The following is a 19,256-nucleotide window of genomic DNA, read 5'->3' on the forward strand; positions in this document are numbered from 1 at the left end:
CATGCCGTCCTCTTTATAGACGGAAGGCTGATGGTATCCCCAAGACATGACGATCTGAGGAGCGGATTTCAAAATCGACGTGATGTACTGTGCCATTTCTTCCATGACTTTAATGCAGACTTTATACTCCTGCGCCGGAGCTTTACACTGCCGAAACACTCGGAACAGCGATGCGGCTACCAGCCGGTCGCGGAGACTGCACCATAGGCAAGGACACGCAAGGAAATATTTACCGACGGCGCAGCCGGAGGGCGCTGCGCGCGGATCAATATTTCCGCAGCGTGCACGCGGGCGGCCTCGGCATGATGCCGAGGCCGATCCTTGCCGCTGTCTCCGCGACTTCGGCTAACTTTGCGTCGTGTTGTGAGTGAGGCGACCGCTCTCCCCCGGACGACGAGCGAGCTTGCCGAGCGATGGCGGACGCGAGCGGGCCGGGCGGCATCGTCGCCCGGAGGCGCGAGTTCAGGGGGCGCATGGCCGCGCATGGGGATCACAGATCCGCGCGGCGACATAGCCGGGGATCCGGCAGCCGGCTATGGCCGGTTCCGCTTCCACCCGAATATTATTCCCCGTATAATAATAAATAATATCAGCATCCGCAAACTCCGTGAGAACCGCGCCCCCAAGGCGCGGCGCGAAAAACAAGCGGCCCGGCAGGTTCTAACCAGCCGGGCCGCGATGTTGATGAGTGAAGGGAAGAAATTACAAGAGCCATTTCTTTCCCTTATCTGTCTTACTCCAAATGACGATTGCAATTACCGCCACGATGATGATTCCAAAAATGTAAACTGAAGCTGGCATATTCAATCCTCCTTTACCTTAGTGTCCTTATCCCTGACTAAAATCAAGCCGCCGCCTAAGCATACCGCCGTTGTCAGCAAGCCAAAAACGTATATTAGCCATCGAACATCGCCCAAATCTGAAACCAAAGACATGACGACCACCGCGGTCAGTACATACTTGGCGATGTCCATAAGCCATTTACCCAATTCCTTTTTCATAATGCAAATATAGCAAAATTTTCTCCAAAACGTATTTTGAACTCTCGGCGGCCTTATGGTCGCCGAGAGTCAGCCACTCAGACCTGAAAATTAGTGATCCGATAGAGAATCCTCGAACGCAACTGATTGTCCTTGTCGATCCATGCCTCCGCCTTGTCCGAGGCTTCTGCATAGATAAAGCGCCCTTTGGTCAGCAATTTCAGAAGCCCCTCGGCCGAACTTTCCGGGCCGACGTAGATTTCACACTCAGCCCACTGGGCAACCGTTACCGGGTTCCCCTGCTCGTCCGTTTCGTTCGTCTTGCGTTCGGCATACGCGACACTGAACGATACGAATTTGTGACCGCCGTCGCCCTCGCGGCATACGGCATCCCGGCCGATGTTGCCGACAATAGTAGTTCTTTTCATCTGAAAAATACGATTGGCCTGTACATCGTGAGGTTCTGCGAGGCACTGCACCTCAAATTTACGAAAAATGTTTCACTTATCAATGACAATTTCGGTCTTTGCATCAATCATTTCACCACTGCTAAAAGTCGCATTTTCACTACTTTCAAATTTCAGATACGCCCAGTCAATCCACAAAATCGCGTGGTTGTAGCACGCGCACTTATGAGTTAAAACAATCGTTTGTTTTTGCGCCGGATACTTTTTCGTAAGTGTTACACGCACCTGTATTTCATGCGGTACATCGGACGAAAAATAATCGAAATATAAAAGTTGGTTGCCGTTCTCGTCATCCAGCGAAAACCAAGACACATAACATAAATCTTTAATTCCTTTGACGTAATTGTAGCGTTTGAGCGCTTTATTCAGCCATACGTGGGCGGCTTTCTCGTCGGGGAACTCCTTTTGTAATAACACTTGGTTACACATCTTGTCAGTGTAGGATTTCGTCAGGCATACCGTCGCTACATAAGTTTTCATAATCGTAAAATTTTAACAGGTTAAATATTGCGCTCCGCTGGGGCTTCGCTCCCCGCCATCCGCCGACCACATCGAGCGGAGCTGGTCAATATGTCAAAGAACTTTTGTTGTCGAAATCCTGCTAACATCCTCGTCACGCCCTTTATCCTTTCTATCGAACATATCATTTTCTCGAAGGTATGCCGGGCTGTGGTTTCCCAGCCGACGGATGTTTTCAAGATTTCAAAGAACGAGGGTTCATCCCCTTACACGTTGCCTTTAGAGCCTTTCTGATACTCGTATCGAACACTGACATTTTGAAATAAAAATGGAGCGGCCGCCCGTTCCTCTGGAATGGGCATAGGCGGCCGCTCTCTACCGCTAAACCGGCGCAAGGGTTCCGGGAAATATTTTTGAAAAAATTTCTTCAGCGTGCCCCGGCCTGCCGGGGTAAATTTTTTCATCATAAACACACTCCCGAAGGGACTTATAAAAAAATATTTACCGGGTTCATTGCCCGGCAAAATGCAGTGTCCGTACTTTGTATCAGAATGGTCTGAAGGCAACGTGTAAGGGATGAAACCCGTCAGGTCGCAGAAATCTTGAATTCAGCCGGAGTGCGAAACCACAGCCCGGTCGTCCCCAGAGAGAAAATACCGCTCTCCCTCGCAACGCGAGGGGTGCCCTGCCGCGACGTGGAGAAACGAGCGACTTGCAACGCCCTGCAAGTCGTTCGTTTTAGGAGCGACCAATGCCCCGCACACGGGGCATGGTACAGTAGTACAAACAAAAGCAAAAGAGAGCCGGAATAAACCGGCTCTTCAGTCACCGGCTATACCTGAATATCCTTTGTTATTCTCAATGTCCCCCGATAACCACGCGCACGGAGTTCGTCAATCAGTTCTCGTGCTTTAAAATTTAACAGTGCCGGATTCCGTTCTTCATTCTTGCCTTGCGTGCGCTTGATATTTGCACATAACTTGCACATCTTGGCATAGCCGTCAGGAGATAACGGCGTTCTCCGAAAGTAATCCAATGTGAGCGTTTTGCCACATTCAATACATTTCTTCGCTCTGTTTTCCATAATACTTTGCAGACTTTATCCTCCTGCGCCGGAGTTTTACGCTGCCGAAACACTCGGAACAGCGATGCGGCGATCAGCCGGTCGCGGAGACTGCACCATAGGCAAGAACACGCAAGGAAATATTTACCGACGGCGCAGCCGGAGGGCGCTGCGCGCGGATCAATATTTCCGCAGCGTGCACGCGGACGGCCGAGGCATCATGCCGAGGCCGATCCTTGCCGCTGTCGACGCGACTTCGGCTAACTTTGCGTCGTGTTGTGAGTGAGGCGACCGCTCTCCCCCGGACGACGAGCGAGCTTGCCGAGCGACGGCGGACGCGAGCCGTGACGGGCGGCATCGTCGCCCGGAGGCGCGAGTTCAGGGGGCTGCGACCGGGTCGCCGCGAATGGCAGGCGAAGTCTGCCGGCGGCCGGTTGCCGTTGCGGGATTTCTACGAGCAAAAAAAGAGAAGCCCGCCTCCCGGCGGGCTTCTCGATCAGAAGAGGTTGAGTTGCACTATTTGCTGAGGTGCAGACTCCGAAGTGGAGTTTTCCGGCGTTTCTCGTTGATGCTTTTCCAAACAGCCTTGCCACACAGCGTAGCACAACGTGTCCTCCCACTCCATTTTGGAAACTTGCGGGCAGCCCATCAGGTCTGGTCGGGGACAAACACGCCAAGCACCGTAGAACCGTTCTTTCGTCGGCATAAGCGAATCATGCCAGATAACCTCGCCGTTCACACCATGCAGGATGAAGTTGCAGACCGTCATAAGGGCACAAGTTCGGTCGATGTCCTCTCCACAACAATAATTACCGGGAAATTTCGCATGGGCGGCAATCAGGAACCGACCGCTACCGCAGGCCGGATCTCCGAAATTCAAGCCTTTTCCAGTTAACTCCCGCCCTTCGCCATTGATGGAAACCATCAAGTCAACGATATGCTCCGGAGTAAAAAATTGGCCGGCATTTGCACGTCTGGCATGTGAGGCAATTTGAGTTTGGTAGAGGTTTCCGAAAGGGTCATACCACTCTCTGTCGTCGCAGATCTTCTTGTTCATCAAGAGTACGATCTCCTGAAAAAGTTCGAAGAAACGCTTGCGGATCTCCGGGTCTTTATATCGGCCGTGAGGCTCCCAGGGATTATCGAAGCTGAACAGGTCGACAATGTAGGCCAGCATATCGTCGAAAACCCGGCTGGCATCCTGCCCGTAGGCAAGCGCATCGAATTTTTCGCTAAAGCCCTTGAACTCCGCGGGCAGTTGAATTTTAGCCATGACACACCTCCTTTCCTGCCAATCTGACTTCGCCGCGTTCTACGAACCGGCCGTCACACCACAGCTCGACGGGGCCGAGTTCGAAGCCCTGATGTAAGATCCAGTTTTCGATGTATGCCCTGTATTCCTGACCTGTGAAATTCTTGCCGGTGATATTCTGGAAGATCATCGGAATACTTGTCCACTCCTCGCCTTCGGCCCAAAGGAGCGGTTCACCATTTTGTCTGATCTCGTCTCTCATAGCTCCCGATTTTTATAGTTATCGGCAATGAACAGGTCATCGTTGCTTCGGTACACCTCGATCGTCGGTTTGCCATGATTATCTGTGATAGGCAGAGGTTCCACCGTCTCAAGGAGTGTTTCATCCTCGAAGACACAATAGACGGTCTCTCCGGGTTCCGCATCCGGATCAAAACACAGAGGCGTATCCTTGCATTGCGCGGCGATCATGTCGGCTTCTTCCTGATTTTGGGCCGTGACAGTGAAGTGTCTGCGTTCCCAGCTTGTGCATAGCACATCCTGATAAAATTTGTAAATTGGCATAAAATGATTTGCAGTGTTTATCCTCCTGCGCCAGAGTTCTAATGCTGCCGAAACACTCGGAACAGCGATGCGGCTCAAGCCGATCACGGCGACTGCCCGAAGGCAAGGACACAGAAGGAAATATTTACCGACGGCGCGGCCGGAGGGCGAAGCGGATCAATATTTCCGCACTGGGCCCACGGGCGGCCGGCCTGAACAGGACGGGCGATCCTTGCCGCTGTCGACGCGATGTCGGCTAACTTTGCATCAATGTTGTGAGTGAGAATACCGCTCTCCCCCGGCCGCCGAGTTCGCTTGTCGATCGACGGCGGACGCGAGCGTGACGGGCGGCATCGTCGCCCGGAGGCGCGAGTTCAGGGGGTTCGGATGCCGTGCAGTAAGATCGAAGATCCGCACGGCGATATAGCCGGGGATCTTCCGGCAGCCGGCTATGGCCGGATCCGAATTCATTTAAGATTGATTTGATAAAGGTGCCCCGAAGAATTTCGGGGCACCCAAAATAAGGTTAATTAACAATTACTCTTTTTTGCGCCGATATTGACCATCGACAAACTCGAAATACGTCTCAAGGCCAAGCAAGCTAATCGCAAGTCCTAACCCTTGTTGGGAACCAGACATTTCAATAAAATGAATTTGTTCCCCAGATTTATACGAGTAGGAACCAACATTGTTCCCGACATCTTCATCGGCATATTCAACCTCAAAAGTGACGTCGGGATACTTTACAGACAACGCTTTAATTATCGGCTCCGGAGTACTCCACGCAGTACCGAAAAAAATAATATTACCACTCTTTGAAGCATTGCAGGCATTCCATTTCGCACCCCAATTTTGAGTACGCCACTCATACCAAGTCGGAAAGCCGTACCGCATCGTATTGGTAAAATACTTTGCTCCGAACAAAAGGCGATTATCCTTTTCTTCTTGTGTTAGGCTGTCCCAAGTCTTGCAGACTTCTTCTCTCGATTCTGATTTAGATAAACCAATAATATATTCAAGTCCTTGGTGTCCACGCGAACCGCTTTCAACATTCAAATCCGCGGGCATCGGAATAATATTATTAAAGTCGATAGGGCTCCGTGAGATCGCATCTGTTTTTTCTTTTTCAGCAATCGCCGATAATATTTGTTCGATTTGGTTGTCTGTTCCTCGAATGGACAACTTATTTGTTACCCAGTTTGGCATAAAATAGAATTTTGAAGAGGGGCGGGTTTTCGCCCCTCGATAAGACTTAAAGAATTGATAAGAAATTTTCGGGACGGAAGCACCGCCAATCTTCGCGCTCAAGGTCGAAATAAACGATGCAACCTGTACTGCGTCGTTTTTGGCCGGATTGCATCTTCGCCGAAAGCGTCGATAACACACTCGGCTTCATAGTTCCGATAGCTTCCCGTACAGAACCGTCCGTCTTTTTGTAACTGAACCGTACAATCCGGTTTTGCAACGCATTTATAAATTCATCCAATCCGTCAGTCTGCCGCATAGCTCTATGTACGGCATCACACACTTTCGCCTGAATCTGCCAAAAGGGCAAATCGGTAAATGATGTCAATTCATCAGTCAGAATTCTGACCAAATAGTTTTCTGTCATAAAAAATGCAGACTTTATCCTCCTGCACCGGAGTTTTTAATTGTGAATTGATAGACGCGGGAATATACCCGCTGTTATTAGCTCCTCAAGTACGTCAAAGAACTCTGGGTAAGGTAAGGTTAGGTTACCTCCCTCTCCCTGGTACAAAACATATAGGGCCAGTCTAACAGTTCGAAGAAATGTGGTGACTAAAGCGAGTGGAGAAGCAGTTGTTTGAAAAAATTACTTCAGGACGCCCCGGTGAAAACGGGGTTAATTTTTTCAAAGAAGTGCGCCGAAAGGAGATGTGTCAAGACTGGCACTATTAGCTTTGTACCAGGGAGAGGGCTTCGAGTGCCGTGATAAAAACTAATGAGAAAGACCGCGCAAAGGATAGAAGATCCGCGCGGGAAATAGCCGGCCTATTGGCCGGCCGCCGCTTCATGGAGCGGTTCCGCTTTAAAGCGAATAGATCCTGAAGAATCTATCATCAATTTACGATAGAAAACGCAAATTATCGAGAAGTTTGTTCCGCAAGAATAATGTTTAAGCATAAAAAAACATGCGTATAGGTGGCTATACGCACGTTTTTTCGTTTATTGGTATATCTTAATAAAATATCATTATTCCTGTCCTGGGCACTTGGTGATCCCCGTAATCTTTCGATTACGGGGATTTTTGTTTGTGTGAAATCCCCGCCGACAGCCGGACTCCAATATGTCCGAAACAACAATCCCGGCCTGTTCCGGCCGCTCACGGCGTATTCACACGAAAAAATGCGCATCCGCCGACAAACAAGCGGGGATGCGCATTCCTATCCGAACGGCCGAAGGGCTTATCCTCAAATCGTCACCTGCTCCAGACCACCACGGCGCAGCGATCCGCTCCGACCGTGACCTGCGCCCCCTTAACCGAGGCATCCCCGTAGATCACGCGCGGAACGCCGTATCGTCCCGTACGCAGCCGTATGGCCGCGCTTTCCGGACGCTTGTTGACAATCACGGTCGTCAAAACGCCCTCTTTGCGCATGGTGCGCATCAGCACGTCCGGTTCGGGCGTGCGGAACGAAGCCGGAGCCGCGTCTATGGCATCGCGGCACTCCCGCCCGTAGAAAGCCGTCAGCGGAACCATATCGCGGTGATATCCGCCCAATTCGATCGGGGAGGGCACCCACACGACCTCGCCGCGGCCATAGCGGTTGCGCACGGCCGCGACATCGCCGCCGTCCGTCATCATCGTCTCGTCCGAAGCAGGCACCAAGATCCCCCGCCACAGATGCGCAGGCAGCTCCTCGCCCAGCGTGAAATACTCCCCGGCGACTTTGAATTCGCTGACCTCCGCTCCGAAACACGATTTCAGCGGGAAGCCGTTCATAAACAGACATCGCATGTTTTCATCGTAGAATCCCGACAATCCCGTAACGATCAGCTTGCCGCCGTTGCGGACGAACGACTCGATGCGGGGCCGGAATTCGGAAGGCAGCGCCACCATATGCGGGATCACGGCCGTACGGCCCGCCGCGTCGTCCCAGTCGAAGGTCGCCATATCGGCCACTTCGGGCGTAACGCCCCATGCCGAGACGGCCTCATAGGCGGCGGCCAGCGATTTCATGCAGGCCGAAGCCTGCCGCCCCTCCTCACCGGATGCGGGCGTTTCGGCATTGCGCCGCTGAATGCGCAGGGAAGCGATGTTATAGAGGAGCGTCACCGGAGCCGGCGCAGGCTTCAACCCCCGAAACTCTTCGCCGTGACGCTGCAATACCGATGCGACCTTCGCGGCTTCGAGCATACGGTCCGAGGGCCTGCGCAGGAAGTCGAGCAGCCCCCACTCCCCCGCCTCCATGACGGCCGCCCGCTGATTGAGCGACCAGAAGATCACCCCTTCGGCGCCGGAAGCGATCGCCGTCCAAAGATACTGCGCTGTATGCGCCGCCGTGGGACAGTAGGGAACATTGCCGCTGGCGGTGACGTTTCCGCCCTGCAGTTCGGTGATCCAGAACGGATTGCCGAGTGCGTTGTGACGGATGATATCCGACATCAGGGAGACGCCGAGCGGATATTCGCGCTGGCTGAACATGCCGAAATGCCAGCTCAGGTGCAGCGATGCGCCGACCGAGGTGAGGAATTTCGAGTAGGCCGGAAAGTCGTAATCGGGCAGCGTGCCCAGAATCTGGTGCGGATTGATATGTCGCCCGCGCTGCGGATCGAGCCGTTCGACCAGCTGCGCGATATGGTTCAGATACCACGTCGTATAGTAGGTCAGGAACTTCTCCTGCGTGAAATCGGCTTTCAGATAACCCTCCCCGCGCTCTTCCGGCGGGAAGTCCGCCAGCCAGCGGTCATAGACCTCCCTTGCGAGGTCGGTCATGGCGACGCGCGTCCCGCCGCTGCCGGGTTCGTTCTGCAGCACCCATGTCCACAGCGATTCATACTGCCGGAAATGCGACACCACGGCCGTGATATAATCGTCGATTTCGCGCAGGTGCGCCTTCGAACGGGGGAATTTGAAACCGCCCACGTCGTTCAGCTCGTCGGTGACGGGAAACAGCGTGGCGAAAAGCCGGACGCCGTATTTGTCCGCCGCACGGAACGCCTCGTCGTAAAGCGAGAAATCCCACTCCCCGCCGCGGTACATGTGCGCCCCGAACATCCGGATACGGGCCACCTTCATCCCGTTATCGTGCAACAGGCGGAAAAATCCGTCGATATCCTCCGGCGTCTGTCCCGGCTCTACAAAAACCTGAGCGCCGATCTGCGGCACATCGCATTGCTGGGCGCGCACCCCGGCCGTTCCGGCCAGCAGTAGGAACGCCATCAACCACTTTCTCATCGTTTATTCATTTTTATACGCCACCCGGCGGCTCGTCCGCGCCGCATCGGCCGGAGTTCCCGCAGGAGCAATTACAAATTCATATCCGTAGTGCTTCTCCAAAAGCCGGTACGCCTCCGAAGGACGCGATTTCACGCTCCACGAGTCGGTGCCGCCCACGCCGGCCTGCGCACAATCGACATTCACCAGCCATGCGTCGTCCAGCCGCACGATCTCGTGCGTATGCTCCGCCGCATCCAGCGCCTCCTGCGTGCAGGGCCAGACCGAGACGCACAGAGGCTGCCGGCCGGCGAAAACTACTCCGCCGCCTTTGCCCCCAAGCTGGAGATAGTGGACGTCGCAGCGGTTGCCGCACTCCTGCGGATAGATATAGGCGGGACTGAAATCGGCCGTACTGCCGGAGTAGACCCCGAACAGGGAGCCTTCCTTCCGGTCGGCATAATTCTCTCCGGGACCGCGGCCGCAGTAGACATAGCGGTCCAGCTCCCCGCTCCACAGAGCCTGCAGACCGATGCGCAGCGGTTCGGGAAGCGTGTCTGCGATCCGCAGGTCGTACGAAACGGCCAGCTCCCCGTCCGCCGCAAGCCGATAGCGCAAAGCCAGCCTGACGCCCCCGCCGCACACGACGGCCGTCACCGCACCGTCGGCCGCATTCAGGCTTTCGAGTTTCAGCCGCTCAGGCATCGTGCGCCATGCGCCCATGCGCTCCCGCGTACGCCAGCCCCGGCGGTCGTTGTCGGTGGATGCCCGCCAGAAATTCGGTACGAGCGGACTCCGCATCAGCTCGCAGCCCCGCACCGCATATCCCGACAGATATCCCGTCGCCGCATCGACCGTCGCGGTCACACTCCCGGCAGTCAGCGTCACCGAACGTTCCGTACGGCTGACGACGGCACTGCGGGCGGCCGCAGCGCGCACGGGCGCCGCAGCGGGCAGTGCGAACTGGTAACGGCCCGCCTCGAATCCCCGCAGGGCATAGGGTTTATCCTCTTTCAGGCGGTAAACGATATCCAGCCAATAATCGACGCCGGATTCGGGACGGGGCGCCTTGTACCCCACGCGGCACTCCGTGCAGGCTCCCGCTTCCGTGCGCGGCACTTCGAAAGTCCCGCTTCCCAGCGTCGCGCCCATGCTGGACGTAATGCGCCATTCGAAAACATACTCATCGGTCGAAACGAAGAAATTGCGGTTCCGGATCGTGAAAAAATCCTCTCCGGGCCGCGGCTGCGCGATTTCGAGCGGCTGGAAGACATGCTTCGCCTCCGCCGCGGCCGGCTTGAGACTCCGGTCGGGATTGATGATTCCGTTGATATTGAAGTTGGCGTCATGGTTCTCGCGGCTTCCGAAATCGCCGCCGTAGGCCCAGAAACGCCTTGCCCTGCATATAGGCCGGAGGTTCGATGCCGGCGAGCGAGAGTACGGTGGGCGCCAGATCGGGGAACCCGATCAGCCGGTCGGTCCGGCCGGACTGACCGTTGGCCAGATGTCTCCATTTGGGAGGCAGGTAGACGATGAACGGCACGTGGGTCCCGGTCTCATAGACGAACCCCTTGCCGCGGGGCAGGCATCCTCCGTGGTCGCTGAAGAAAAAGACGATCGTATTTTCATCGAGCCGCTGCCGCCTGAGATCGTCGAGAAACATCCCGACCCATGCGTCGATGTCCTGCGACCCCTCCATATGAAACGCGAAGTCAGACCGGATTTCCGGAATGTCGGGCACATGCGGCGGCAGTTCCAGCCGCGCCGGATCGAGCCCTTCGAGGGCGAAATCCCGCCGCTGGTCGGTATGATAGGAACGGATGCGCCCCATATGGGTGGCCATCGAGTTGAATACGGCAAAAAACGGCTGGTCCTTCTTCCGCGCCGGGTTGTTGTATGTCGCCGCCGGACCGCAGCTGTCCCACATGGCCTTATTGTCACACAGCGTATTGTAGTCGGTTTTGGATTTGTTGGTGCAGTAATATCCCGCCGCACGCATATAGTCGGGCAGAAAAACAGTCTCCGGCGTGGCAAACCGGCAGCGGTGCCACTCCATGCCGAAAGTCGAGGCGTAGCATCCGGTGATGATGCACGACCGGGAAGGCGAGCTTTGGGTGCCGACCGAATGGGCCCGCATATATTGGATGCCGGCTCCGGCCAGACTGTCGATCGTGGGCGTGGCGACATGCCTGTTGCCGTAACAGCCGAAATCATAAGGACTCGTGTCTTCGATCGTAAGCCATAATATGTTCGGCCGTTGCTGCGCATACGAATTCCCGCCGCCGAACACCAGTCCCGCGGTGGTCAAAAGTCCTGAAAGATGTGTTGTTTTCATACCTGCATACGTTTTGTCCCGACGGCAATATTACGAAATTCCGGGCAGCTCACGAAGCACGGATTCATCCAAAACTAACAGAAAAGCCGAAAGCGCGTTTTCAGCGTCGGAAAATTACCGCATCAGGGCGGTGTGTTATTTTTTGACGGATCGCTGACCATCATTTCCGGCCGTTTGAGTTATGTTTGCGACAACCCAACCCGACAAACGATGAAAAGACTTCTCCTGATCCTATGGCTTCTGACCGCCGCGGCGGGAAGCCGGATTTCGGCCGCCGGCCGCACCGAACTGAACCAAGGATGGAAATTCCGGCAATACGGACTCGGCGAATGGCTCCCGGCCGCAGTCCCCGGAACCGTGCATACCGACCTGCTGGCAAACGGGCAGATCCCCGATCCGTTCTACGGCAGCAGCCAGAGCGATCTGCAGTGGATCGACAAGACCGACTGGGAGTACTGCTGCACGTTCGACGCACCCGAATTGGCGTCGTACGACAACGTGCGGCTCGTCTTCGAAGGAGTGGACTGCTATGCCGACATCAGGCTGAACGGCGAACTGCTTCACCGCACGGGCAACATGTTCCGCACATGGAAAAGCGACGTCAAGGGATTGCTGAAATCCCGGAACAACCGCCTGCACGTCGTTTTTCACTCCCCGGTCATGCAGGGGCTCAAAAACATGGCGGCCTACGGCAGCCGTCTCACCGCCAACAACGACCTCGGCGCATTGGGCGGACTGGGCCCCAACAAGGTAAGCGTTTTCACCCGCAAGTCGGGCTACCAGTACGGCTGGGACTTGGCGCCGCGCTATGTCACCTCCGGATTGTGGCGTCCGGTCGCGCTCGAAGCGTGGAACGAAGCCCGCGTGGAGGATTTCCACGTGCGCACCCGCTCGACAGGGCCGCGAAAGGCGCAGATGAGCGCATCGGCCGCATTACGGACGGATGCGGCCGGCTGCTATCGCATCCGGATACTGTTGAACGGCAAGAGCATCCTCACGGCAGACAAGACGCTGGATGCCGGGACGCATTCAATCGAAGAGCCGTTCGAGATTCCCTCTCCGCGGTTGTGGTATCCCAACGGAATGGGCGAGCCTTACCTCTACGACGTGGAGCTGGTGCTGGAAAAAGAGGGGAGGGAGCTTGACCGCACGGCCGTCAGATGCGGCGTACGAACCGTATCGCTCCGCTGCCGCGACGATGCGGACGGCCGCGGCCGCGGTTTCGGCTTCGAGATCAACGGCATCCCGGTATTCTGCAAAGGCTCCAACTATGTGCCGGCCGACGCGTTTTTGCCCCGGATTTCGCGGGAGAAAACGGAATTTCTCGTGCGGAGCGCCGCCCAAGCCAATATGAACATGCTGCGCGTCTGGGGCGGCGGCACGTACGAGTCGGACGATTTCTACGAAATGTGCGACCGGTACGGCATCATGGTGTGGCAGGATTTCGTCTTCGCCTGCAACATGTATCCCGGATCGGCGCAGATCTACGCCGACATCCGGGCCGAAGCCGAAGACAACGTACGCCGGCTGCGCAACCACCCGTCGCTCGTCCTCTGGTGCGGCAACAACGAAATAGACGTAGCATGGAAACCCCACGACAAACGCAACAGCCGGTTCCGCAAATTCTATACGGAAGAAGAGGCCGAACAGTTCGACCGCGTAAACGAAACCATCTTCCGGAATATCCTGCCCGGCGTGGTGGACAGCCTTTGCGGCGGCACCGTACCCTACTGGCACTCGTCGCCCTCGCCGGGCTGGGGGCTCGATACGGCGGACCGCTGGCGCTACGGCGACGTACACAACTGGGACGTCTGGCACAAAGGCGACCCCATATCGGCCTACAACACCCAAATCGCCCGTTTCATCTCGGAATACGGACTCCAATCCTACCCCGAACTCTCCTCGGTCGAGCGTTTCATCCCCGAAGGGGAGCGCCGCCTCGCCTCTCCGTCCATGACGTCGCATCAGGGCGACCGGAAAAAGGGAGACGCCCGGATGCTGGAATATGTCGATCGGTCATACCTGCGCAGCGACGATTTCGCACGCACGCTGTACCTCAGCCAATTGATGCAGGCCGAAGGGATGAAGACGGCGATGGAGGCGCATCGGCGCAACATGCCCTACTGCATGGGGTCGCTCATCTGGCAGCTCAACGACGTATGGCCCTGCGCCAGCTGGTCGGGAATCGACTATTACGGCCGGTGGAAAGCCATGCACTACTTTGTAAGGAAAGCGTGCGAACCGGTCGTCGTCTCCCCTTACATCCAAGGCGATACGCTCGACATTTTCGTCGTCTCCGACCTGCGGAAGCCGCTCCGGGGAGTAATGAAACTCACGCTGACGGATTTTTCAGGCAACGAGCTGAAAAGCAGCTCCCACCCCGTGACCGTCGGAGCCGCCGCATCGCAGCGTGCGCTCCGGTACGGCGTACGCGATTATCTGGACGGTGCAGACCCCGGCAACGCGGTGCTGGTCTGCGAATTCCGGTCCGACAAGACCGCGTACCGGGCTTTGCAGTATTTCGAGACGATGAAAAACGCCGCACTCCCGGCCGCGGCGGTCCGCATCCGCGCCGAGAAGCCCGACGCAGCGACCTGCCGGATCACGGTGAGCAGCGACAAACTGGCGAAGAATCTCACCCTGCATTACAAGGGTACGGCGGGAATCTTCTCCGACAACTATTTCGACCTGCTGCCGGGCGAAAGCCGGAGCGTCACGTTTGCCGCGCCGGAAGATGCCGCAGAAATCCTGCGACACATCGAATGTATGGCACTCAACCCTGAAACCACAATCATAAAGCTATGATACACCTGAAACGAATCGCGCTGCCCGCAGGCTTCGCAGCCCTCGCCATTTCGCAGGCGGCAGCCCAACCGGCCGCTCCGGTCCCGGTCGCCCGCAACGGCGAAAAACCGCGCAACGTCATCTTCATCCTCAGCGACGACCACCGCTACGACTTCATGGGGTTCACGGGAGCCGTTCCGTGGCTGCAGACCCCGGCGCTCGACCGCATGGCCCGCGAAGGCGCCTGCCTGAAAAATGCGTTCGTGACCACGTCGCTCTCCTCGCCGAGCCGGGCCTCCATCCTCACCGGTCTGTTTACGCACACCCATACCGTCGTGGACAATCAGGCGCCGAAGCCCGACGATCTGGTCTTTTTCCCGCAGTACCTCCAGCAGAACGTATACCGCACCGCCTTCTTCGGCAAATGGCACATGGGCAATCAGGACGACATGCCCCAGCCCGGATTCGACCATTGGGAGGGATTCCGCGGACAGGGGACCTACTACAACACGGTGCTCAACATCAACGGCGAGCGCGTAAAGTTCGATCCGGAACTCTACTCCACCGACATACTGACCGACCACGCCATCGACTTCGTACGCGACAACGAAGAGGGTCCGTTCTTCATCTACCTCTCCTACAAATCGGTACACTCCGGATTCCAGCCTTCACCCTCCCGCAAAGGGATGTACAAGGACGAAAAAGCGGTCTATCCGCCGTCGTTCAACGTGCCGGAGTACGGAATCCCCCGACTGCCCGGCAAGGATGCGGACGGCAGGCCGCTCGCAGGACGGGGCTGGTACGGCGAGAGCCGGCTCCCCGACTGGGTAAAGAACCAGCGGGAAAGCTGGCACGGCGTCGATTACCAGTATCACGGCGCACTGCCGTACGAGGAGGACTTCCGCAATTACTGCGAGACGGTGACCAGCATGGACGACGCCATCGGGCGGCTGCTGGATTTTCTGCAGGCCGAAGGGCTGGGCGAATCGACTCTGGTGATCTATATGGGCGACAACGGCTTCACGTGGGGCGAACACGGACTGATCGACAAACGCAACTTCTACGAACCCTCCGTGCGCGTGCCGATGCTGGCCTACTGTCCCGAACTCATTCCGGCGGGCCGCACGGTGGAGGAGATGGTGCAGAACATCGACGTCGCCCCCACGATCATGGCCGCCTGCGGACTCGCCAAAGCGCCGCAGATGTGCGGCGAGTCGTTCCTGCCGCTGCTCAAGGGCGGCACGGCAGCCGACTGGCGCAAGCGCATCTATTACGAATATTATTGGGAATATGCGTTCCCCCAGACTCCGACCGTTTTCGGAGTGCGCACCGACCGCTACAAATACATCCGTTACCACGGCATCTGGGACACCAACGAGTTCTTCGACCTGCAGGAAGACCCCTACGAGACGGTGAACCTGATCGACCGTCCGGAGCTGCAGGATACGATCCGCTCGCTGGCCAACGACCTCTACGACTGGCTCGAAACGACCGGCGGCATGCAGATTCCGCTCAAACGGAGCGTTTATTACCGGCACGGCGACCATCGCAATGCGAAAACTTATTAAATTTGTATTCTAAAACCTCACCGATGAACCGACTTCTGGCAATTCTCCTCTGCGGAACGACCCTCTGCACCGCCGCAGCCGCTTCCGAACGGAACGCTCCGGCCGACCAATTCGTCAACGCCCTGCGAAGGCTTCCCGCACGAGCCACCTCCTACTCTTACAGCTCCGAACAGGACGCCCTTGCGGGCGACCGCACGCTGTCGCGCATCCAATCGCTCGACGGCATGTGGAAATTCCGTTTCGCCGAAGACGTCTCCCGAAGCCCCGCGGATTTCTGGCTCCCCGGAGCCGACCTGACCGGCTGGGACGAAATACCCGTCCCTTCGTGCTGGGAGATGCAGGGCTACGGCTACCCGATCTATACCAACGTCGTCTATCCCTTCGAATTCAAGCCGCCCTACATCACGCGCGACAATCCCACGGGCTGTTACGTCCGCACCTTTTCGGTGCCGGAAGCGTGGAGCGGCAACCGTGTGACCCTGCACTTCGGGGGAGTCTATTCCGGATTCTACGTCTGGGTAAACGGCGCCTTGGCCGGATATGCGGAAGACAGCTGCCTGCCCAGCGAATTCGACATCACCGGACTTTTACAGCCGGGAGAGAACAGACTGGCCGTCCAAGTATTCAAATGGACCGACGGAAGCTATCTCGAAGACGCCGACCACTGGCGCATGGCGGGCATTCACCGGGAGGTCTTCCTCTCGGCCAAGCCCGATGCCGCGATCGGCGATTTCGGCGTCAGGACGATCTTCGACGCCGACATGCGCGACGCGCTGCTGCAAATCCGTCCGGCAATAGATTTGCGCGAAGGGGCCTCCGCCGCAGGCTGGCAACTCGGCGCACGGCTTTACGCACCCGACGGAACCCCTTCCGGGCGTGAACTGACGCTGCCCGTCGAAGAGATTCTTGCGGAAGCCTATCCCCAGCGCGACAACGTCTATTTCGCCCTGCTGGAAGAGCGTATCACCGCACCCGAAAAGTGGAGCGCCGAGAATCCCGCACTCTACACGCTGGTGCTGACTCTCCGCGACGCCGCCGGAAAACTCGCCGAAGCCCGCAGCTGCAAGGTCGGATTCCGCGACGTCCGCCTGCGCGGCCGCGAAATGCTCGTCAACGGCGTGCCGGTAAAGCTCTGCGGCGTGAACCGGCACGACCACGACCAATATGGCGGCAAAACCGTTTCGCGCGAATCGATGGAGGAGGACGTCCGCCTTATGAAACGGCTCAACATCAACTCCGTACGCACGTCGCACTACCCCAACGACCCCTATTTCTACGAACTCTGCGACCGTTACGGCCTTTATGTCGTCGATGAAGCCAACATCGAAACGCACGGCAAAGGCGGACTGCTCTCGAACGATCCGCAATGGATTACGCCTTTTCTCGAACGCGTAAGCCGGATGGTCATCCGCGACCGCAACCACCCGTCGGTCATCATGTGGTCGCTGGGCAACGAATCCGGCTGCGGCCCGGCGCACGCGGCTGCGGCAGGCTGGGCCAAAGATTACGACCCGACCCGCCTGATCCATTACGAAGGAGCGCAGGGACAGCCGATGCACCCGCTTTACGTTCCGCTGAAACGGACTTCGGCCGCAGCCTTTACCAGCGTAATGGCGGCGGACAACCAGCCCGCCGCCGGGCAGGTCAAGAAGCCGCGAAACGGCGGCAACCCCACTGACCCGGCCTATGTCGATGTCCTCAGCCGCATGTATCCGACCGCCGCGCAGCTCGAACAGATGGCCCTCAACCCGATGCTCGACCGCCCCGTGATGATGTGCGAATACGCCCATTCGATGGGCAACTCCACCGGCGGACTGAACGACTACTGGAAACTCATCCGGACACACGCCGGACTGCTGGGCGGACACATCTGGGACTGGGTGGAACAGGGACTGGTGAAAAAAGACGCGCAGGGACGCACCTACTGGGCCTACGGCGGCGATTTCGAACCGGCCGGAGAACATAACGACGCCGCTTTCTGCTGCAACGGCATCGTCAATCCCGACCGTACGCTGAAACCCGCCGCACTGGAGTGCAAATACGTCTTCCAGCCCGTCGAGTTCACGGCTTCGGACCTCGCTGCCGGAAAGATCGCAGTCCGCAACCGCAATTTCTTCGCCGGGACCGAACGCTATGACTTCACATGGGAAATCTCGACCGACAAGGGCGTGCTCCAGCACGGCAGTTTCGAGGTGCCGCCGACCGCCGCCGGCTGCCGCGCCGAAGCCGCGATCGCATTCCGGCCCTTCAAACCGGAACCCGGCGCCGAATACCTGCTCCGGGTGCAGGCCCGCGAAAAGCGCCGTACGCCGTACGCCGAAGCCGGATACGCAGCCGCCGAGGAGCAGTTTGCACTGCCCGTTTACAAAGAGCCGGTCCGGAGTGCGCCCAAAGGCAGGGCAAGCGTCGCGCAGGATGACGAGTTCATCGTGCTGAGCGCCGCCGGCTCCCGCACCGAGATCGACCGCCGCAGCGGGTACGTCGTCTCGCACTCGGTGCGCGGACGCAAACTGATAAGCGCCCCGCTGCGCCCCAATTTCTGGCGCGCCTCCACCGACAACGACTGGCGCGGCTGGCGCGTCGGGAAAATCGCAGGATGCTGGAAAGAAGCCCCCGAAAGATTGCAGACCGTCTCCGTACGAATCGACGAATCGGCGGGTTCGGTCACCGTCGAGAAGGCGATACCCGACAGCGTCCGGCTGACGCTGACCTATACCCTCGACGGCGCAGGGGCCTTGGCCGTGGATTACAAGCTCGACATCTCCGACCGGATGCCGGAGCCGCTGCGCGTCGGACTGCAAACCTGCGTCCCCAACACGCTGGAGCGAATCGCCTATTTCGGAAAAGGTCCGCAGGAAAACTATTCGGACCGCTGCGAAGGCGCCTTTCTGGGACTTTACCGCAGCACGCCCGAAAAATTCATGCACAGTTACATCACCCCTCAGGAAAACGGCAACCGCTGCGACGTCCGCTGGCTCTCGCTGACAGCTTCCGACGGCCGGGGCGTTCAGTTCGTCGGGGCCGAACCGCTGAGCGTATCGGTATGGAATTGCACGCAGGAGAGTCTGGACAAGGCGCGCCACAGCAACGAAGTCGAACCTTTGGCCGATGCTCTGACCGTCAATATCGACCGTACGCAGACCGGTGTCGGCGGCACGGACACTTGGAGTCTCAAGGCCCGGCCTTCGGATCAGTACCGGCTGCTGGAGAAACACTACGCCTGCCGGTTCACGATCATCCCCTGCAACGGCGAAGCCGAAACGATACGCAACGGCCGCAGCCTGTTCAGGAACCAATAAGTCCCTGCAATTTCCGCCGTCCAGACACGAGCGGCAGAAAGTCACGGAACATTCATTACGCCCGGCCGAAATTCGGCCGGGCGTAATGTCAATACCACCGGAGATCC

14 protein-coding genes and 1 pseudogene are annotated in these 19,256 nt (G+C 57.5%); 4 read left to right on the plus strand and 11 right to left on the minus strand.

What is annotated here, in order from left to right; genetic code table 11:
• Nucleotides 1-483 precede the first annotated feature (483 nt).
• Nucleotides 484-792 carry a hypothetical protein gene (locus HMPREF9720_RS04915; protein ID WP_139022459.1) on the plus strand — a complete coding sequence of 103 codons (309 nt, stop codon included), beginning with the start codon at nt 484-486 and terminating at the stop codon, nt 790-792.
• A gap of 11 nt (nt 793-803) precedes the next feature.
• Here HMPREF9720_RS04915 and HMPREF9720_RS04920 read toward each other — a convergent pair whose 3' ends face one another.
• The 11 genes and pseudogenes from HMPREF9720_RS04920 to HMPREF9720_RS04985 form a co-directional block, all read right to left on the minus strand.
• Nucleotides 804-1,001 carry a DUF6722 family protein gene (locus HMPREF9720_RS04920; RefSeq protein ID WP_039939912.1) on the minus strand — a complete coding sequence of 66 codons (198 nt, stop codon included), beginning with the start codon at nt 999-1,001 and terminating at the stop codon, nt 804-806.
• 77 nt (nt 1,002-1,078) lie between these two features.
• Nucleotides 1,079-1,408 carry a single-stranded DNA-binding protein gene (locus HMPREF9720_RS04925; RefSeq protein WP_009597130.1) on the minus strand — a complete coding sequence of 110 codons (330 nt, stop codon included), beginning with the start codon at nt 1,406-1,408 and terminating at the stop codon, nt 1,079-1,081.
• A 72-nt stretch (nt 1,409-1,480) separates the two neighbouring features.
• Nucleotides 1,481-1,927, minus strand: a complete 447-nt coding sequence (locus HMPREF9720_RS04930; protein WP_039939914.1) for a hypothetical protein — start codon at nt 1,925-1,927, stop codon at nt 1,481-1,483.
• A 1,538-nt stretch (nt 1,928-3,465) separates the two neighbouring features.
• Entirely contained in the window at nt 3,466-4,242 is a 777-nt protein-coding gene (locus HMPREF9720_RS04945; RefSeq protein WP_009597144.1) for an N-6 DNA methylase, read from the minus strand.
• Nucleotides 4,235-4,483: a DUF7688 family protein gene (locus HMPREF9720_RS04950; protein WP_009597124.1), complete on the minus strand. Its 249-nt coding sequence runs from the start codon at nt 4,481-4,483 to the stop codon at nt 4,235-4,237. The genes HMPREF9720_RS04945 and HMPREF9720_RS04950 overlap by 8 nt, the downstream gene beginning before the upstream one ends.
• On the minus strand, nt 4,480-4,785 hold the full coding sequence (locus HMPREF9720_RS04955) for a hypothetical protein (RefSeq protein ID WP_009597126.1): 306 nt from the start codon (nt 4,783-4,785) through the stop codon (nt 4,480-4,482). Before HMPREF9720_RS04955 ends, HMPREF9720_RS04950 begins: the two co-directional genes overlap by 4 nt.
• Before the next feature lie 516 nt (nt 4,786-5,301).
• Nucleotides 5,302-5,970: a hypothetical protein gene (locus HMPREF9720_RS04960; protein WP_009597138.1), complete on the minus strand. Its 669-nt coding sequence runs from the start codon at nt 5,968-5,970 to the stop codon at nt 5,302-5,304.
• 46 nt (nt 5,971-6,016) lie between these two features.
• Nucleotides 6,017-6,376, minus strand: coding sequence for an SH3 beta-barrel fold-containing protein (locus tag HMPREF9720_RS04965; RefSeq protein WP_050805084.1), 360 nt, complete (start codon nt 6,374-6,376; stop codon nt 6,017-6,019).
• Between the two features lie 828 nt (nt 6,377-7,204).
• Nucleotides 7,205-9,184, minus strand: a complete 1,980-nt coding sequence (locus HMPREF9720_RS04970) for a beta-galactosidase trimerization domain-containing protein (protein WP_009597121.1) — start codon at nt 9,182-9,184, stop codon at nt 7,205-7,207.
• Between the two features lie 3 nt (nt 9,185-9,187).
• On the minus strand, nt 9,188-10,618 hold the full coding sequence (locus HMPREF9720_RS04975; RefSeq protein WP_338155216.1) for a beta-galactosidase small subunit family protein: 1,431 nt from the start codon (nt 10,616-10,618) through the stop codon (nt 9,188-9,190).
• Nucleotides 10,545-11,471, minus strand: a pseudogene (locus HMPREF9720_RS04985) (sulfatase family protein); the annotation flags it as partial. The gene HMPREF9720_RS04975 and the pseudogene HMPREF9720_RS04985, both read right to left, overlap by 74 nt.
• Before the next feature lie 237 nt (nt 11,472-11,708).
• Here HMPREF9720_RS04985 and HMPREF9720_RS04990 point away from each other — a divergent pair.
• From HMPREF9720_RS04990 to HMPREF9720_RS05000, 3 genes are read left to right on the plus strand one after another with little or no spacing between them, the layout of a single operon-like run.
• A complete protein-coding gene (locus tag HMPREF9720_RS04990) occupies nt 11,709-14,303 on the plus strand; it encodes a beta-mannosidase (protein ID WP_139022460.1) in 2,595 nt (864 codons plus the stop codon).
• Complete coding sequence (locus tag HMPREF9720_RS04995) at nt 14,300-15,850, plus strand: sulfatase family protein (protein ID WP_009597133.1); 1,551 nt, start codon at nt 14,300-14,302, stop codon at nt 15,848-15,850. Before HMPREF9720_RS04990 ends, HMPREF9720_RS04995 begins: the two co-directional genes overlap by 4 nt.
• 23 nt (nt 15,851-15,873) lie before the next feature.
• On the plus strand, nt 15,874-19,149 hold the full coding sequence (locus HMPREF9720_RS05000) for a glycoside hydrolase family 2 TIM barrel-domain containing protein (RefSeq protein WP_009597145.1): 3,276 nt from the start codon (nt 15,874-15,876) through the stop codon (nt 19,147-19,149).
• Nucleotides 19,150-19,256 lie beyond the last annotated feature (107 nt).

This window comes from Alistipes sp. HGB5 (genome assembly GCF_000183485.2).
GTDB lineage: Bacteria > Bacteroidota > Bacteroidia > Bacteroidales > Rikenellaceae > Alistipes > Alistipes finegoldii.

Excerpts from the sequence above, each read along its gene's own strand:
- HMPREF9720_RS04995 (WP_009597133.1), top strand. The coding sequence starts at position 14,300 with ATGATACACCTGAAACGAATCGCGCTGCCCGCAGGCTTCGCAGCCCTC.
- HMPREF9720_RS04990 (WP_139022460.1), top strand. The coding sequence starts at position 11,709 with ATGAAAAGACTTCTCCTGATCCTATGGCTTCTGACCGCCGCGGCGGGA.
- HMPREF9720_RS04965 (WP_050805084.1), bottom strand. The coding sequence starts at position 6,376 with ATGACAGAAAACTATTTGGTCAGAATTCTGACTGATGAATTGACATCA.
- HMPREF9720_RS05000 (WP_009597145.1), top strand. The coding sequence starts at position 15,874 with ATGAACCGACTTCTGGCAATTCTCCTCTGCGGAACGACCCTCTGCACC.
- HMPREF9720_RS04920 (WP_039939912.1), bottom strand. The coding sequence starts at position 1,001 with ATGAAAAAGGAATTGGGTAAATGGCTTATGGACATCGCCAAGTATGTA.
- HMPREF9720_RS04950 (WP_009597124.1), bottom strand. The coding sequence starts at position 4,483 with ATGAGAGACGAGATCAGACAAAATGGTGAACCGCTCCTTTGGGCCGAA.
- HMPREF9720_RS04945 (WP_009597144.1), bottom strand. The coding sequence starts at position 4,242 with ATGGCTAAAATTCAACTGCCCGCGGAGTTCAAGGGCTTTAGCGAAAAA.
- HMPREF9720_RS04930 (WP_039939914.1), bottom strand. The coding sequence starts at position 1,927 with ATGAAAACTTATGTAGCGACGGTATGCCTGACGAAATCCTACACTGAC.
- HMPREF9720_RS04960 (WP_009597138.1), bottom strand. The coding sequence starts at position 5,970 with ATGCCAAACTGGGTAACAAATAAGTTGTCCATTCGAGGAACAGACAAC.
- HMPREF9720_RS04970 (WP_009597121.1), bottom strand. The coding sequence starts at position 9,184 with ATGAGAAAGTGGTTGATGGCGTTCCTACTGCTGGCCGGAACGGCCGGG.
- HMPREF9720_RS04915 (WP_139022459.1), top strand. The coding sequence starts at position 484 with ATGGGGATCACAGATCCGCGCGGCGACATAGCCGGGGATCCGGCAGCC.
- HMPREF9720_RS04925 (WP_009597130.1), bottom strand. The coding sequence starts at position 1,408 with ATGAAAAGAACTACTATTGTCGGCAACATCGGCCGGGATGCCGTATGC.
- HMPREF9720_RS04955 (WP_009597126.1), bottom strand. The coding sequence starts at position 4,785 with ATGCCAATTTACAAATTTTATCAGGATGTGCTATGCACAAGCTGGGAA.